The organism is Pseudalkalibacillus sp. NRS-1564 (assembly GCF_050467905.1).
Lineage (GTDB): Bacteria > Bacillota > Bacilli > Bacillales > Guptibacillaceae > Guptibacillus > Guptibacillus hwajinpoensis_B.
This window is the reverse complement of record NZ_JBITPM010000005.1, coordinates 42,964-59,624: the sequence shown is the minus strand read 5'-3', so window position 1 is coordinate 59,624 and position 16,661 is coordinate 42,964. Positions and strand designations below refer to the sequence as shown.

Below are 16,661 nucleotides of genomic sequence, written 5' to 3'. Positions count from 1 at the left end.
TTGTTAAATGCAGAGAAAAGAAAAACGATCCTTCTTCTTATACCGATTATCCTGGTCCTCGTTGGATATGTTCTCTATCCAACAGTTGAAACGTTTATAGAAAGCTTTAAGAAAAATGGGTTATTTACTCTACAAAACTATGTGGACTTTTTTGGCCCGAAAGCACAAGCAAATTTAGAAGCACTATGGAACTCGGTTTACATATCCTTATTATCTGTTTTACTAAGTGCATGTATTGGCGTACCACTTGCGTTTATTTTTACAAGGTATAATTTTCCTGGTCGTTCCTTTTTCTCAGGAATAGCGATCATGCCAATTGTTTTACCTTCACTTGTTGGAGTAATGGCATTTATGTGGCTTTACGGAGAAGCGGGACTTATCCCGGTAGCGCTTCAAGACTTACTGAATTTAGAGGAAGTTCCATTTAGCATAGGCGGTGTGACGGGAATTCTTCTCGTTCACGCTTATACAATGTATCCGTATTTCTATATGACGGTTTCTTCAGCACTTAATAATGTCGACCCATCGCTGGAAGAGTCAGCAGCCAATCTTGGATCAGGACGTTTAGGCGTATTTTGGAAGGTCACATTTCCATTATTAACACCCGCTTTAGTTGCAGCATCCCTGCTTGTCTTTATGGTTTCGATGGCTTCCTTTAGTGCTCCGTTTCTACTTGCTGGAGGGTATCGAGTGCTAAGTCTCCAAATCTACTTTTCCAAAATTAATGGCGATTTGGAAATGGCGGCAACGCAATCTGTTATTCTCTCAGCCGTTTCGATTACCTTCCTATTATTTATGCGTTGGTTCCAAAATCGAAAAGACTATCGAATGGGATCAAAAGGGATTGGTGCTCACAGAAGTGAGGTCAATAACCCAATCCTAAAATGGATGATGGTGTCTCTTGGAATAGTAGCGATGATTGTGCTTTTACTGCCACATGCGGTTTTAGCGATACTATCTTTTGTTCCAGAAGGCGCGTGGACGTGGCAGAAGTATCCTACTTCTTTCAATCTTGAAAACTATCGTTTACTGTTTGAGGATCCGAATATCTGGGATCCGGTTCGTAATAGTTTAATCATGGCTTTCATTGCATGCTTAGGATGTTTTGTATTCGGAATAATTACTTCTTATGCACTTGTGAAAAGAAAATTCTTCGGTAAGAATTTACTAGATATTCTTGTTATGCTTCCATGGGCATTACCCGCTACTGTTGTTGGAATGAATCTTATTTTAGCGTTTAACAGTAAGTCGATTTTCTCGTTTGGTCAAGTACTTGTCGGTACATTCTGGATCTTGCCTCTCGCATATTTTATTCGTTTTATACCACTCGTCGTGCGGTCGACGAACGCTGTACTGGAGCAAATGGATGATTCGATAGAAGAAGCCGCACAGAATTTAGGAGCGAGATGGTTGTATACATTCAGAAGAGTTGTCTTGCCGATTATTATGCCAGGAGTTCTAAGCGGAACTCTGCTAGCTTTTGTTCAGGCAGTTGGAGAGTTTCCGACATCTGTCTTGTTGTATACGTTAGACAATCGCCCAATTTCCATTGAGATTATGAATCAACTAAGGATGTTTAATCTTGGTCAGGCTGCAGCCTATGGCATGATTCAGGTTGGTCTTATTGCGATCGTGATGATTATTTCTTATAAATTCTTCGGAGTTAAATCAGAAAATACGCTCTAGTACAATGAGGTGAAACCATGAATAAAAGAAAGGAAGATTTTGAGCTAGAAGATGGGGGTTGTTTTCCCGGGAAAACCTACGTAGACGAACTGCTTAAACCGGTTTTCAAAGATCAGCGTGACTACTTATTTGATGCGATGTTTATGATTCATCGCGCGCATACGACGATGCTGAAAGAACAAAAAATTATTACTGCTGTGGAAGCAAGGAAGATTTTGGGGGGCGTCAATGAAGTAGCGAAGATGGAGAAGAAGTTACTAAACTATGTCCCGGAATATGAAGATTTCTTTTTTCTTGTAGAAGCCGAAGTGGCGAAGGTAATTGGTGACGATTTAGCAGGCAAGATGCATATCGCGAAGAGTCGAAATGATATGGGTGAAGCGATGTATCGGATCGTGATTCGAGATCATATGCTCGACTTGTTGGGAAACGTTAAAAAGCTAGGGCAATCAATTGTTATGCAAGCGGAAGACCATATTCATACGGTGATGCCGGCTCACACGCATACTCAACCTGCTCAGCCAACCACATTTGGTCACTATTTACTAGCAATATCCGATAATCTATCAAGAGACGTGGACCGCTTATGGCAAGCGTATAATACAGTGAATCGTTCGCCGATGGGGGCGGCGGCCATTACAACGACTGGATTTCCGATCAGTCGAGAACGAATGGTCGAGCTACTAGGGTTTGATGACGTGATGGAAAATTCCTATGATGCGATTGGGACAGGAGACTATTTGCTAGAAACCGCTCTTACATTAGTTAGTTTGATGACAAACATGGGCAGGTGGATTCAGGAGCTTCTCCGTATGGCGTCTAATGAAGTAGGATTACTTAAAGTTTCTGATGCTTATGTCCAGGTAAGTAGCATTATGCCGCAGAAAAGAAATCCGGTATCATTGGAACATTCAAGAGCACTCGCTAGCAGCGCAGTTGGCGAAGGACTAAGCGTCATCCAAATGATTCACAACACGCCATATGGAGATATTGTGGATACAGAAGATGATTTGCAACCGCACCTATATAACGGGTTCCATAAAGCGAATCGTGTTACCAAGCTATTAACAGCTGTCATTACGACAATGAAATTCAACAAGGAACGAGCACTTGAGCAAGCCAAAACAAATATGATTACGATTACTGAGTTAGCAGACGTCCTCGCTAGAGATTATGGTGTGCCATTTCGAAAAGCACACCAGATTTCGAGCTACGTAAGTAAGAAAGCAAATGATGCAAAGAAAGAGTTATATGAAGTGAGCGTTTCTGAAGTAAATGGGTGGATTGGCGGCGTGCAACTTTTAGAAGAAGATTGGAAAAATATCTGTGACCCTTCTACGTTTATTGAGAGAAGGAGCGTAACAGGTGGGCCAAGTCCACAAGTTGTAGAGCGGATGGTGTTGGATCGTAAAGGGCGGTTGAAGAACCTCACCGAGAAGATAGAAACGTATTCCACCCAGATCAATTCGATTAAAGAGAATTTGAAAAGTTGATAGAGCAGTAGTTAAGCGGGTTCTAATGTGATTGCTCGTAGTAATGAAGGGATTTTTTGCACTTATTTTTTTAAATCCTGAGTAAAAGAATAAATATTTGATAGTTGATGGATCCCCATAACTGATCCTGTTGAAAGAACGTGACTAGGAGAAAAAATCCGCGTTATGTTTCACTCCTACAGATTGCAAAAGTCCTTGGAAACAAGGGCTTTGTTAGTGTGGAATTACTGATCGTTGAAAAACGTGTAACTTTGTGGGTAAGCGGGAAACGAAAGTATAGGTGAATGGTAGAGACAGAAGGACAGGTTTTTGGTCTTTTGTCTCATGAAAAGAAACGAGTAAATTAGCGTGATGATAGGGGGACATGATGAGTAAAAAAGTTGCCCTAGTAACAGGGAGTTCAAAAGGACTCGGCAAAGTGATTGTCCAAAAACTTGCTGAATCTGGAATAAAGGTAATTATTAATTACAGTAGCAATCAAGAAAAAGCAGAAGCGGTTGTTCATGATATTCAAGAGCTTGGTGGAGAAGCAGTCGCTATTCAAGCAGACATCACAGATCAAAAAGATGTTGAAAAGTTGGTAGCTGTTTCACGAGAGACTTTCCAGCAACCGATTGATATTCTCGCCAATAACGCCACTGGTCCACAGCCAGAATTTTCGTTGGAAGAAGTGTCTTGGGAAGATTACTTGGATCAGCTGCATTTTACCGTGAAGGCCCCTTTATTACTTTTAAAAGAGGTTATGGAGCCTATGAAAGAAAAAAAAGTGGGGGCGCATTATTAATATTGGAAGCGAAGTTGTGGAATTAGGCAATAGCGATTTTTCGAATTATGTTACCGCAAAGTCTGCGGTCATTGGAATGACTCGCTCCTGGGCAAATGAGCTAGGGAAACTTGACATCACAGTCAATGCTGTGCATCCAGGTTTTACTCCGGTTGAGCGCCATGGTGACGTTTCCGAGGCAAGCGCAGGTAGTTATATTGACGGCCTTCCTTTGAACCGGTTAGGGAAACCGGAAGACATTGCCTACATGGTGCGTTTTTTAGCAAGTGACGAGGCTAACTTTATTACTGGACAAAATATCAATGTAAATGGTGGGAACACCTTTGGAGTATAATTTTTCCTAATTTAGTAGCAGATAACGCCTAACTTAGGAGAGTCTCTAAGCTATTTTTTTGAAATCAAGTTTCACTATCTGAAGGAGGAATTACAAATGACAAACCAACATTTAGAAAATCAGAAAACCCTTAAAAATATTAAAGATTTGATCAAAGATGAGAAAGTAGCAATGTTAACTACTATTTCTCCAGATGGCAAGCTGATGTCTCGTCCTATGCAAACACAGGAAGTCGAATTGGATCAGGAAGAGATCTGGTTTATTACCAAAAAAGATACGGATAAATATGAGGATATTAAGCTTACTCCTGCCGTAAACTTAGCGTATGCAGGATCATCTTATGTGTCGATTAGCGGCACTGCTGAATTGGTTCAGGATAGCGTGAAGAAGAAAGAGTACATGAATAAGGTTGTTGAAAAGCTATTAAATACTTCTGCTGATGATCCGGATGTTGTACTGGTTAAAGTCACGCCGGAAATCGCTGAATATTGGGAGTCGGGAGTGAATGTTAAAACGGTCAAAGAGTTTGTGAAAAAGGTGACAACCAGTAAATCATTAGAAGAAGGCAATGATTTAAAAGATACGGTACACTTTAATAGGAATTAGAATCAGCAGAAATGATTCTATTGATTCGAGGTCAGTAAAAAATCTCTAACGAATTTGTTTAACGTAAACCCTCTTGCGCAAGCAAGGGGGTTTTAAATATGGATGATTTCAGAAAACAAGTAAACTAGGGGGAGGCTTTAGTATGACTCCCATACAATCTGCTATGCAACAGTGAATCGCTAGAACCGTCCCGCTAATCCAAAACAAATATAAACAAAAATGAATACATTTGTTTATGTTGACTTATTTGGTTTTATTGTTTACTATTTCAATACAGGCAAAATAAGTGTTTATATTCAGAAAAATGAAACAGATAATTGCAGTTAGACTTTAGAACCTATACTGGTTTATTTTTCTGAGGTTTACACCTTTATTTGTAAGCGCTTGCTAATTTGAAGAGGAGGAAAAATATGGCGAAAATAGGTAGTAAAAGTACAACCGGTTGGAAGGCGACGATATCCGTTGCGATGGCAAACTATATTGAAGCCGGTTCGATCATCGCTGCGGCAAGTAGTTTAACGTTGTGGCAAGCTTATCTTACACTGGACAGCATGGCGATAGGGTTATTGAGTGCCCTGAGTGCTAACGCTTTTGGTGCTGCGGTTGGTGCATTAGTTGGTGGTTATTTATGTGATAAATATGGAAGGAAATTTATTTATACTTATGATTTATTGGCCTATATGCTGGGCGTGTTGTTGATCGCTCTTTCGTTCAATTTTCCTATGCTTTTAATAGGAACCATTATTACTGGTATTGCAGTAGGAGCGGGTGTGCCAGCTTCATGGACGTATATTGCAGAAGAAGCTCCACATGAAAAACGTGCCGCTCATGTTGGAACAGCACAGCTTGCCTGGTCGGTGGGACCGGCAGTAACATTTTTACTCGCCGTTCTTCTTGCTCCATTAGGTTTAATGGGTAGTCGGCTTATATTTGTACATTTACTTATCATTGCATTTATTACCTGGTATATCCGACAGGGGCTATCTGAATCTAAAATTTGGAAAGAGGGGAAAGAACGTGAGAAGCAAAGTGGCTTATCTGGAAGCTTGTCACGGAGCTCTCTGAAAGAATTGTTTACTCTCAAAGTGAATCGCGAAGCTTTGTTCTTATTAGTGGGAATCTATCTTTTCTGGAACTTAACTGCAGGTGCAATGGGTTATTTTATGCCTTACATATATGAAAATGTAGGTGGATTATCAAGCGGACAAGCTAATTTACTTCAAGCATTTTTATGGATGTTAACAGTGGCTACGACATTCTTTGTCTTTATGAAATTTGGAGATAAGTATAGCCGTCGGTTTTTATTTGGTTTAGGCGCTGTTATGGGAATCGTGGCGTGGATTATCTTGACGTTCATGCCAATGAATTGGTTTTCGTTATTTGCTTTCGTCATTTTATGGGGATGTGCCGCTGGCTTTGGTGCTCAAGCGTTTTATGGTTTATGGGCTAGTGAGTTATTCCCAACGAAGTATCGTGCGGGAGCGCAGGGCATTATGTTCTTCTTAGTTCGGTTTGGTATCGCAATATGGTCGTTTCTACTTCCCACAGTTATGGACAACCTCGGGTTTCAAGCGGCTGGAATCGTTATGATTGTTTTCTTAGTAATCCATTTCTTGATTGGCATCATTCTTGCCCCAGAGACTAGAGGTAAAACCCTTGAAGAAATCGAGGAAGAGCGCTTTGGCCAAAAAGAAACCGTGGTAATAGAAGAAAATAGGAACTTTAATTAAAAACAAAGTAAACAAAAGTGTTCAAAAATAAACAAAAGTTTGATATGGTATAGATAATGAATTTATAAAATTGCTTGTTTGGAGGAGAAAAAATGATTCAGAACCGATGGGATAGCCAGGAAGCGAATGATCGAAACGGTGTTGAAGAGCTTGTTTATCGCTCTAATTTATTAGGAAGTGATCGTTCAGTATGTAATTTTGGTGGAGGCAATACGTCCATGAAAACGATTGAGAGCGATTTCAAAGGCGAAGATGTGGAAGTCATGTGGGTGAAAGGCAGTGGTTCCGATCTCGCTACGATGGGAGAAAAGGACTTTACTGGATTAAAGATGGACGATATCCTCCCGTTGATGGAAAGAGATGAAATGACTGATGAAGAGATGGTGGGATATTTGTCTCATTGTATGATTGATAGTAAACATCCACGTTCTTCTATCGAAACGTTATTGCATGCCTTTTTACCTTTTAAACACGTAGATCACACACATCCTGATGCTATTATTAGTCTTTGCTGTGCACATAACGGTAAAGAAATTGCAAATGACATATTCGGCGATCGATTTGTTTGGGTCCCTTACGTTCGACCAGGATTTACGTTATCAAAAATGATTTCAGAAGCTGTTCGTCAGAATCCTCAGGCTGATTTAGTTTTAATGGAGAAACATGGACTTGTCACTTGGGGAGAGACATCACAAGAAAGTTATGAGAAAACAATTTCCGTGATTCAAGAAGCTGAAAGTTATATAACAGAAAAGCAAAAACAAAAAGCGATGTTTGGTGGTCAAAAGCATGAGTCGTTAAATGATAACGAACATCAAAAGGTTTTAAGTCACATTCTCTCAGTCATTCGAGGAGAAGTTAGTGAGAATAAAACCATGCTGCTAACGTATTCCGATGATAAGGAAGTTTTGGATTTTGTTAACAGTGAAGATGCAAAAGATCTTTCACAAATAGGCGCTGCATGTCCGGATCACCTTGTTCATACGAAGAGAGTTCCGTTGTTTATTGACTGGGATCCCCAAAATCAAGGTACGGAAGATCTTATCCGGTTGATTAAAGCAGGAATAACGGATTATAAAGAGGATTACATTCAATACTTTGAGACAAATCGTTCCGAAGAGGACAAAATGTCTGATCCATCCCCGCGAGTTATTCTCATTCCAGGTATTGGAATGATTAATACTGGAAAAGACCTGAAATCAGCTAAAGTGAGCGGAGATCTCTATCATAGAGCAATCGCTGTGATGAAAGGAAGCGCTGCACTTGGAGAATTTGTATCACTTAATGCAAATGAATCTTATCATATCGAATATTGGCCATTGGAACTTTATAAACTAAGCCTTTCGCCAGCAGAGGCTGAGTTTTCTCGAAAAGTTGCGTTCGTAACAGGCGGTGCAGGTGGGATTGGCGCTGCAACATGCGAGCGTTTTGCCAGGGATGGAGCGCATGTCGTAGTGGCAGATATCAATGTGGACGGCGCTGAACAGGTAGCGTCTAATCTGGAAGAAAAGTATGGAGCTGGACGAGCGATTGCTGTAAAAATGGACGTTACGAAAGAAGAAGAAGTGGCTGAAGCGATACAACAATCCGTTTTGAAGTACGGTGGCCTTGATATTATCGTCAACAACGCTGGGTTGGCCAGTTCAAGTCCTTTTGAAGAAACGACTGTTGAAAAATGGGATATGAATATGAACGTATTAGTAAAAGGATATTTCCTCGTTGCTCGAGAAGCTTTTAAGCTCATGAAGGAGCAAGGAATAGGCGGAAATATGGTGTTTGTCGGCTCGAAAAATTCTGTGTATGCCGGTAAGAATGCTGCTGCTTATAGTACTGCTAAAGCTGCTGAGGCTCATCTTGCCCGAACAATAGCTGCTGATGGAGGCCAATACGGTATTCGAGTAAATACGGTATTACCTGATGCTGTGATTCAAGGTTCTGCGATTTGGGATTCGAAATGGAAAGAAGAAAGAGCCGCTTCGTATGGAATTGAACCAGATCAATTAGAAGAACACTACCGTAAGCGAACCATTTTGAACGTTAATATATTGCCTTCAGACATCGCTGAATCGATCGCGTTTTTCGCATCAAGCAATGCTGAGAAAACTACAGGGTGTATGATTACGGTTGATGGCGGAGTCCCAGCAGCCTTTACTCGCTAAATCATTGAATGGAGGTTTTCCAATGCCAATCGGAAAGAAATCGTGGATTATCCCAGATGCCTATATTCCTCCTAAAAGTTCTGGATCTTTAGAAAGTCACGAGGCGATCTGTGTGTTAAACCGTAACCAGGAGACTGTGCACTTGGACATACACCTGTACTTTGAAGATCGAGAACCGATCAAAAACATAAAATATGAGATTCATGGAAATCGTACAAAGCACTTAAAAACAGATTCCCTCCATATAGATGGGGAATCTGTCCCAAAAGGGGTCCCATATGCAATTGAAGTTACGAGTGACCTACCAATTGTCGTGCAATATAGTAGACTAGATACGACTCAATCTGAAAACGCTTTAATGACAACTTTAGCATACGCAGCGGATTAATAGATACTGAGTATTGGAGAGGTGAGAGATAATGGGGAATTCTGATCGATACTATCATTTATTTGAAGAGCAACAAGAAGATAGAGGAATAAACCTTGAAGAAGTGAAAACGAAGCTTAGAAAATTAAACATAGAAACACCTTCCTGGGGATATGGGGATTCAGGTACACGATTTAAAGTTTTCCAACAAGAAGGAATTCCACGCGATCCTTTTGAAAAAATTGAAGATGCAGCGCAAGTCCATAAACTCACAGGAAACTGTCCGGGCGTAGCTATTCATATTCCATGGGATAAAGTCGATGATTATAAGAAGTTAAAGCAGTATGCTATCGACCATAATGTTCATCTAGGGGCAGTAAATCCAAATTTGTTTCAAGACGACGATTATAAATTTGGTAGCGTCACCAATTCTGATGCTTCGATTCGTCGGAAAGCAACAGATCATCTTTTAGAGTGTGTAGAAATCGCTAGAACGATTGGTTCTAAAGATGTGAGTCTTTGGTTTGCTGATGGCACAAACTACCCTGGGCAAGCTGACTTTAGGAAACGGAAGCATTGGATGCAAGAGTGTTTGAGTGAGATGTATGAGTCCATGGACGATGATATGAGAATGTTGATTGAGTATAAATTCTTTGAACCAGCCTTTTATCACACTGATCTAGCTGACTGGGGTATGGCCTATAATATGGCTCAGAAGTTAGGTCCACAGGCAGAAGTATTAGTAGATACTGGGCACCACCCCCAAGGAACGAATATTGAACATATTGTTGCATATCTACTAGATGAACAAAGGTTAGGCGGGTTCCACTTTAATAGCCGAAAGTATGCGGATGATGATCTCATAGCAGCCGCCCATAATCCATATGAACTGTTTTTGATTTTCTCTCAAATCGTTTTAGCACAGAAGGATAATGATCCAAGCGTTCGAAAAAATGCGGATAACATTGCATATATGCTTGATCAGTGTCACAATTTGGAACCGAAGATCCCAGCTATGATTCGCTCAATCACGAATATTCAAACACTTTATGCTAAAGCTCTCCTAATCAACTTAGCTGACGTTAAGGAAGCTCAAGAAAGAAATGATGTGTTAGGTGCTGAGCATGCGGTAAGGCAGGCGTTTGAATTTGATGTAGCCCCTCTACTTAAAGCGATGAGAGAAGAATCTGGTTTACCGATTGATCCAATGAAGGCTTACCAGGAAAGCGGTTATGGAGAAAAAATCCTTTCTCGCGGTAAGGGCGGTGCAAGTTGGTGAGCGTTTTAGCGGTTGATATTGGCGCTGGTAGCGGCAGGGCGGTGCTAGCTGAGCTAAAGGGTGATCTACTTGAACTGGTAGAAATTCATCGTTTTACTAACGATCCTGTCCGAGTGAGCGGACGATTCCAATGGGATATTCTTCGTTTGTTTCATGACATTAAGCTTGCGATAGGAAAGGCGGTTGAAACTGGGGCGAAGCTTGAGGGGATCGCGATTGATACCTGGGCTGTTGACTTCGGACTACTGGGTAAAGATGGAGAGCTCCTAAGGAATCCCTATCACTATCGAGACCATCAAACAGATGGGGTTATGAAAAAAGTTCATGAAGATTGGATTACTCAGGAGAAGCTGTTTGAAAAGACAGGAATTCAGTTCCTAACATTTAATACGATCTATCAATTGATGGCGATGAAAGAAAAGAATGGGTGGTTACTAGAAAAAGCTGAGTCGTTACTGATGATTCCCGATCTTCTGCGCTATTTTTTAACTGGGATAAAGAAAAGTGAATTTACGAATGCGACGACTACACAACTTTTTAACCCTAATTTAATGAAGTGGGATAGCGAGTTACTAGATACTTTAGGGCTTCCTGAGAAAATCTTTCAAGAAGTAGTAGGGCCGGGTACCATTATAGGACATTTAAAAGAAGACCTGTGTGAAGAACTGGAGATTTCTCCAATTCCCGTTATCGCTGTTGGGGAGCACGATACAGCATCAGCTGTAGCTGGCGTTCCAGCATTAGATGAGTCGTTTGCATATTTAAGCTGTGGGACATGGTCTTTAATGGGTACGGAAGTAAAAGAACCGGTGATCAATAAAGAGGCATTGGAATTGAATTTTACAAATGAAGGCGGAGTGGGAGGACGCTTCCGCCTTTTGAAAAACATCATGGGGCTTTGGATACTAGAAGAATGTCGACGAATATGGGGTCATCATGAAAGTACGAATTATGAGCGTTTAATGGAAGAAGCTAAAGAAGTGCCAGCTTTTCGATCTTTCATTGACCCAGATTATCCGTTGTTTTTAAACCCATCAAATATGCCGCAACAAATTCAAGAGTATTGTAAAAATACAAATCAACCGATTCCTGAATCTCGAGGAGAAATTGTCAGGTGCATTATAGAAAGTCTGGCAATGAAATACCGATATGTCTTTGAACGGACTGAAAAACTGTCGGAAAAAGAATTTTTTGGATTGCATATGGTGGGCGGAGGGATAAAAAATAAGATGTTGTGTCAATTTACCTCTAATGCCTTAGGTAAACCCGTCTGGGCGGGTCCTACAGAAGCTAGTGCCATAGGGAATATTCTTGTTCAATTAATGGCTCTAGGTCGAATTACGGGAATTGATGAAGCAAGAAAAATAGCATTGAAAGCAACGAAAATGGCGTATTACTTCCCGGAAAGTCAGGAATCCTGGAAGACAGCTTATGAAAAGTTTTGCCACTACATTGGTGAAAGCCAACCTACGATTTAAGAGGAGAAATAAATTAAATCAAATGATAAAATAAAGAGTGAGAATAGAAGAGTTAATGGTTTAAAGAGAGGTTGAATGCTGATGCTTGTGGCAGAAAGACAGCAAAAGATTGTTGAGCTCGTAAATGAAAAAACAAGTCTTCGTGTTTCTGAATTAAGTCAAATATTTTCTGTGACAGAAGAGACGATTCGACGTGATTTAGAAAAACTGGAAAAGGAGAAAAAACTCCGTCGAAGCCATGGCGGAGCAGTGAAACTTCACCAAAGTGCTAGAGAGATTCCCTATACTGAAAGGGAAGTGACGAATGTACAAGAAAAAAGAGAAATTGCTCTTGAAGCAGTAAAGCATGTTGTGGAACGCGACACCATTATTTTGGATGCGAGTACAACAGCTTATTATATGGCTAAAGCACTGCCCGATGTGCCTATTATTGTTGTGACAAATTCTCTTAATGTAGCATTGGAACTTAGCAAAAAGAAAGAAATCACTGTGATATCAACAGGTGGAATTCTAGATTCTAAATCAATGTCTTATCTTGGTCCACTCGCTGAAGCTTCGCTAGAGGATTATCATGTCAACAAAGCTTTCATTTCTTGTAAGGGTATCCATCTAAGCCGAGGAATTAGTGAATCGAATGAACAGCAAGCTCGCATTAAGAGGAAAATGTTAGATACTGCGGATATTAATTTTGTGATGGTTGATTATAGCAAGTTCGGTATCCAGGCATTCGCTCGTTTTGCGGAGTTGGATATGATCGATCACGTTCTTTCCGATCAAAAGCTGGATAATGATTATGTTCAACAATTATCCGAACGTGCAATGAATGTGGTCCGTGTAGATACTTAGATCTTTAAATACGGTCCAAATGGAACTCCAGTCAGTTGGCTGGAGTTCCATTTGGAATTACCGGGAATCACTGGGGCGGTTGTAGCGCCACGCAAAGGGTGCATCATATAGTGGGCGGGAATCCCCAGTGAGTAAGATTAAGCAAATCGCTCATATCGAGTCTTGGACATTAGCGGGTAACGGTGATGTTAAGCGTAGACAGCAAGCTACTTGGCTCAAAGCATAAGCTGAAGGAACAAAGTCCCGAAATTCCAAATGGGAAGGTTCATACTTGGAACCGCGTAGAAAACAACTCTCATTTAGTCGTTATGCGAGAGTAAAAAAGCTTCCCCAGGGCCAGTGCCCTGACATACTAGACACTGTTATGATTGATCAACGTGGGAGACCCTAAGCGTTCTTTACTTAGAGAAAGTAGGATAATAAAAAAAGGAAGCCTAATAACATTAGGAAGGGTAAGGTTAGGGCATAGTGCAGGTTAATGCGAGAGAGAGGGAATAGTTGCGGTGAATTGAGTGACAAAGCAAGACAATTATTCGAGGATTTGTTAGCCATAATAATCTGCGGTTTAATGTTGTTTGTGATTATAAAGAATATAAAAAAAAATGGATGAAACCTTCCCAGGAGAATAATAGAGATGGTGCCTAAGTCATCTTTTGTATCAATTAGCAGTCCTGGTGAGTTAATTCAGGACAACGAGAAGAAGAATGATTAAATGAATTAGATTGTTGAAAAGCTGCTAAATAAGTCTGCTGATGATCCGGATGTAGTAATGGTTAATGCAACCCCCGAAATTTCCGAATATTGGGAGTCTGAGGTGAACATTAAGACGATTAAGGAGTTTGTAAAAAAGGTGACTGGTAGTCATTCATTAGAGGAAGGCAAAGTTTTAAAAGTTACGGATCACTTTAATGAAGAAACGAGCTAGCTACTTATTTTCCTTCTGGTTTTTTAACACCAGCTATATTAATTGAAGAATAATCGTACTCCTATAATTACTAATAAAACAGAAAGCATCTGAATAATAATTTTGCCGGGGATGCGTTGAGATAAAATAACTCCTAGCTGTGCGCCAATTATTACACCGCTCCCCCCCACATGACAGATACCCAGTCAATACTCCCATAGAAAAATTGGGATAAGACGCCTACGGAGGAGTAGAGACATAATGAAAAGATGGAAGTCGCCGTTGCGTGATGAGTTGATAATTTGAAAACATAGATAAGTATCGGAACGAGTAACCATCCACCACCGATTCCAAGATAGCTTGAAAGGATCCCCATTGTTATGCCTAGAGGAATGAACCAATTGAATGAAGGGTGACCAACACCATCAGGCTCATCACTCTCTTCTTTTTCCAATAGTGTAGGCGGTATTTTAGGGGAGCGATTTAAAGTTTTACTGAATAAAAAGACGCCAAGAGCAACAAGTATAGTTGCAAATATGACATAAAAATATTGGGAGGAGTACCTATGAAGAAACCAAACACCCAAGATTGATCCTGGTAACGCACTTATTCCTATAGTAAGACCAGTTTTATAATCAATTAGATTTTGCCTAGCGTATCCTATGACACCTGAAAGAGAGTTTATAAGTACAATAACCATCCCTGTACTGGAAGCAAGTACCGGATTCATTTGAAAGATTAGTAACAGAGCCGGGACAAAAATAAATCCTCCACCGGCGCCGACGATTGTACCATAGCCGCCTGCCAGAATTCCGATTATAAGAATTAACACCCCAATACCTATGTCCAAGTGAATTCCCCCTTAGTTGATTTTCTATTAAATTTTCTCACTTCGGGTCCAAACTGTAAATTCAGTAAATGTAATATGGTATAACAAAATAGAATAGCCGTCATTTTTTTGTTACGTGATACAATTTTAATAATTACGATACTAATCTGTTACTACTTCTATTTGATAAGGGATGGGATAACTTATGAATGAAAAGAAACTTCATCACTCCTGCTGTACTGGAAGTCGAGCAGAAGTACAGAGTGACTTAGGAAAAGGAGAAAACGTAAAAAAACGCGAATTTTCTAAAAGAGAGCGGATTAAATTCCGTAATAAGTTGATATATATCCCGGGCGGGGAGTTTCTGATGGGGACAAATGATGAGGAAGGCTTTATATCCGATGGGGAAGGTCCTACTCGGTCTGTGAAATTATCCCCTTATTATATTGATTCTCATACAGTGACGAACGAAGAATTTGCACAGTTTGTCGAAGAAACAGGATACCGTACAGAAGCTGAAATATTCGGTTGGTCATTTGTATTCTATAAATTCCTTCCTAAAGATACTGAAATGAAAGTACAGCAGTTGCCTTCAACCCCTTGGTGGTATGCGGCGGAAGGCGCGTATTGGTTCCAGCCGGAAGGGAAGGAATCTTCTATTGAAGAGCGAATGGATCACCCGGTCATTCACGTTTCTTGGAATGATGCCATGGAATTTTGTAACTGGTCAGGAAAGCGGTTACCTACAGAAGCTGAATGGGAAATGGCAGCTCGTGGTGGGTTAGAGCAGAAGAAATTTCCATGGGGAGACGAATTGACTCCTGGTGGAAAGCATTACTGTAATATTTGGCAAGGAGAATTTCCAAAAGTTAACACAGAAGAAGACGGATTTGTCGGAACAGCTCCATCTCAGTCTTTTCCACCGAATGGGTATGGTCTATATAACACGGCAGGAAATGTATGGGAGTGGTGCTCTGACTGGTTTGCAAAAACCTCTGACTTAATTTCTATAGTGAACCCGAGAGGGCCAGTAAAAGGTGAAGCGAAAGTAATACGTGGAGGCTCGTATCTATGCCATCCATCATATTGTAATCGATACAGAGTAGCTGCACGAAGTTCCAACACGATCGACAGCTCTAGCGGAAATATGGGATTTAGGTGTGTAGTTGATGCGAATAGTTAAAGGTATCTTATTCAATAATAAGAGCTGCAGGTGAGTAACCTATGAATATAGAAAGCTTACGAATGTTTTGCCGTGTGGTAGACGAAGGAAGCATTAGTAAAGCGGCGCGATTGGGGTTCGTATCCCAACCTGCTGTTACCAGGCAAATCAGACAATTGGAAAATCAATATGGTTTGTCGCTATTCGACCGAAATAATGGGAAATTAAAGTTAACGAAGGCCGGAAAGGTACTTTATCCCTATGCCCGAGAAATCATTGAGTTAGATCATATTTCTCATGAAGCGATGCAAGAAGTCCTTGGAAATCAGGAAACAGTATTGAATGTTGGGGCCAGTTTAACAATCGGTGAATATTTGTTGCCCGGTTTATTGGGACGATTTAGCAAACTTTATCCAGATATAAAATTCAGCCTGTTGATTGGGAATACACCGTATATGTTATCCAAGTTAGACGCCAATGAAATTGATATTGCAATGGTTGAAAGTGAAGTGAAGAGTAAAGAATATAATATCCAAAAAATTGCTGATGATGAATTGGTTCTCGTGAGTTCCTTCAGGCATTCATGGAGCAAGAAGGATGTCATCAGTATTGACGACCTGGCAGGGGAAAAGATGATATGGAGGGAGAAAGATTCAGGGACGAGACTGATTGTGGAAAATGCTCTCCGAAAGAGAGGAATACTTCATAAGATCACTGATGAGATGGAACTAGGGAGTATGCAGTCCATTAAAAGTGCTGTAGAAGCTGACTTAGGTGTTAGTATTCTCCCTAGAATTACCATTCAAAAAGAATTGAAATATGGAACATTGAGAGAAATTCCGGTAAAAGATTTCACCTTGATGAGAGATTTGTGGATTGTGCAAAAGCTACATCGTTTCAAAAAAAGATCACAGTCAAACTTTGAAAAATTTATATTAAAGTAATCCATTAGTATGGGGACAAATACTAGTTAATAAGTAAAAAACTATAATCTGTTTGAAAGG

At 40.4% G+C, this 16,661-nt stretch carries 15 protein-coding genes; 14 read left to right on the top strand and 1 reads right to left on the bottom strand.

Features of this window, described 5'->3' with window-relative positions; translation table 11 throughout:
* The 12 genes from ACIFPW_RS02250 to ACIFPW_RS02195 all read left to right on the top strand — a co-directional run bounded on the left by ACIFPW_RS02250 (position 1) and on the right by ACIFPW_RS02195 (position 13,082).
* Positions 1-1,686 carry an ABC transporter permease gene (locus ACIFPW_RS02250; protein WP_430241699.1) on the top strand — a complete coding sequence of 562 codons (1,686 nt, stop codon included), beginning with the start codon at positions 1-3 and terminating at the stop codon, positions 1,684-1,686.
* A gap of 17 nt (positions 1,687-1,703) precedes the next feature.
* A complete protein-coding gene (gene argH / locus ACIFPW_RS02245) occupies positions 1,704-3,179 on the top strand; it encodes an argininosuccinate lyase (protein ID WP_430241697.1) in 1,476 nt (491 codons plus the stop codon).
* A 367-nt stretch (positions 3,180-3,546) separates the two neighbouring features.
* Positions 3,547-3,963 (top strand): SDR family NAD(P)-dependent oxidoreductase, encoded by a 417-nt coding sequence (locus ACIFPW_RS02240; RefSeq protein ID WP_430241696.1) that lies wholly within the window; start codon positions 3,547-3,549, stop codon positions 3,961-3,963.
* Between the two features lie 16 nt (positions 3,964-3,979).
* Positions 3,980-4,297 (top strand): SDR family oxidoreductase, encoded by a 318-nt coding sequence (locus ACIFPW_RS02235; RefSeq protein ID WP_430241694.1) that lies wholly within the window; start codon positions 3,980-3,982, stop codon positions 4,295-4,297.
* Positions 4,298-4,393: 96 nt separating this feature from the next.
* On the top strand, positions 4,394-4,903 hold the full coding sequence (locus tag ACIFPW_RS02230; RefSeq protein ID WP_430241693.1) for a pyridoxamine 5'-phosphate oxidase family protein: 510 nt from the start codon (positions 4,394-4,396) through the stop codon (positions 4,901-4,903).
* A gap of 410 nt (positions 4,904-5,313) precedes the next feature.
* Positions 5,314-6,633 carry an MFS transporter gene (locus ACIFPW_RS02225; RefSeq protein WP_224882532.1) on the top strand — a complete coding sequence of 440 codons (1,320 nt, stop codon included), beginning with the start codon at positions 5,314-5,316 and terminating at the stop codon, positions 6,631-6,633.
* A 92-nt stretch (positions 6,634-6,725) separates the two neighbouring features.
* Positions 6,726-8,792, top strand: a complete 2,067-nt coding sequence (locus tag ACIFPW_RS02220) for a bifunctional aldolase/short-chain dehydrogenase (RefSeq protein WP_430241691.1) — start codon at positions 6,726-6,728, stop codon at positions 8,790-8,792.
* Between the two features lie 22 nt (positions 8,793-8,814).
* Positions 8,815-9,180, top strand: coding sequence for a sensory rhodopsin transducer (locus tag ACIFPW_RS02215; protein WP_283153770.1), 366 nt, complete (start codon positions 8,815-8,817; stop codon positions 9,178-9,180).
* A 31-nt stretch (positions 9,181-9,211) separates the two neighbouring features.
* A complete protein-coding gene (gene rhaI / locus ACIFPW_RS02210) occupies positions 9,212-10,438 on the top strand; it encodes an L-rhamnose isomerase (RefSeq protein WP_283153771.1) in 1,227 nt (408 codons plus the stop codon).
* On the top strand, positions 10,435-11,916 hold the full coding sequence (gene rhaB / locus ACIFPW_RS02205) for a rhamnulokinase (protein WP_224882750.1): 1,482 nt from the start codon (positions 10,435-10,437) through the stop codon (positions 11,914-11,916). Before rhaI ends, rhaB begins: the two co-directional genes overlap by 4 nt.
* An 81-nt stretch (positions 11,917-11,997) precedes the next feature.
* Positions 11,998-12,762 (top strand): DeoR/GlpR family DNA-binding transcription regulator, encoded by a 765-nt coding sequence (locus tag ACIFPW_RS02200; RefSeq protein WP_430241794.1) that lies wholly within the window; start codon positions 11,998-12,000, stop codon positions 12,760-12,762.
* A 185-nt stretch (positions 12,763-12,947) separates the two neighbouring features.
* Positions 12,948-13,082 carry a hypothetical protein gene (locus ACIFPW_RS02195; protein WP_430241689.1) on the top strand — a complete coding sequence of 45 codons (135 nt, stop codon included), beginning with the start codon at positions 12,948-12,950 and terminating at the stop codon, positions 13,080-13,082.
* Between the two features lie 756 nt (positions 13,083-13,838).
* Here ACIFPW_RS02195 and ACIFPW_RS02190 read toward each other — a convergent pair.
* Positions 13,839-14,516, bottom strand: coding sequence for a sulfite exporter TauE/SafE family protein (locus ACIFPW_RS02190; protein ID WP_430241687.1), 678 nt, complete (start codon positions 14,514-14,516; stop codon positions 13,839-13,841).
* A gap of 184 nt (positions 14,517-14,700) precedes the next feature.
* On the opposite strand from ACIFPW_RS02190, the gene ACIFPW_RS02185 reads away from it, so the two are divergent.
* A complete protein-coding gene (locus ACIFPW_RS02185; RefSeq protein WP_283153774.1) occupies positions 14,701-15,678 on the top strand; it encodes a formylglycine-generating enzyme family protein in 978 nt (325 codons plus the stop codon).
* A 41-nt stretch (positions 15,679-15,719) separates the two neighbouring features.
* Positions 15,720-16,601: a LysR family transcriptional regulator gene (locus tag ACIFPW_RS02180; RefSeq protein ID WP_430241685.1), complete on the top strand. Its 882-nt coding sequence runs from the start codon at positions 15,720-15,722 to the stop codon at positions 16,599-16,601.
* Positions 16,602-16,661: the final 60 nt, after the last annotated feature.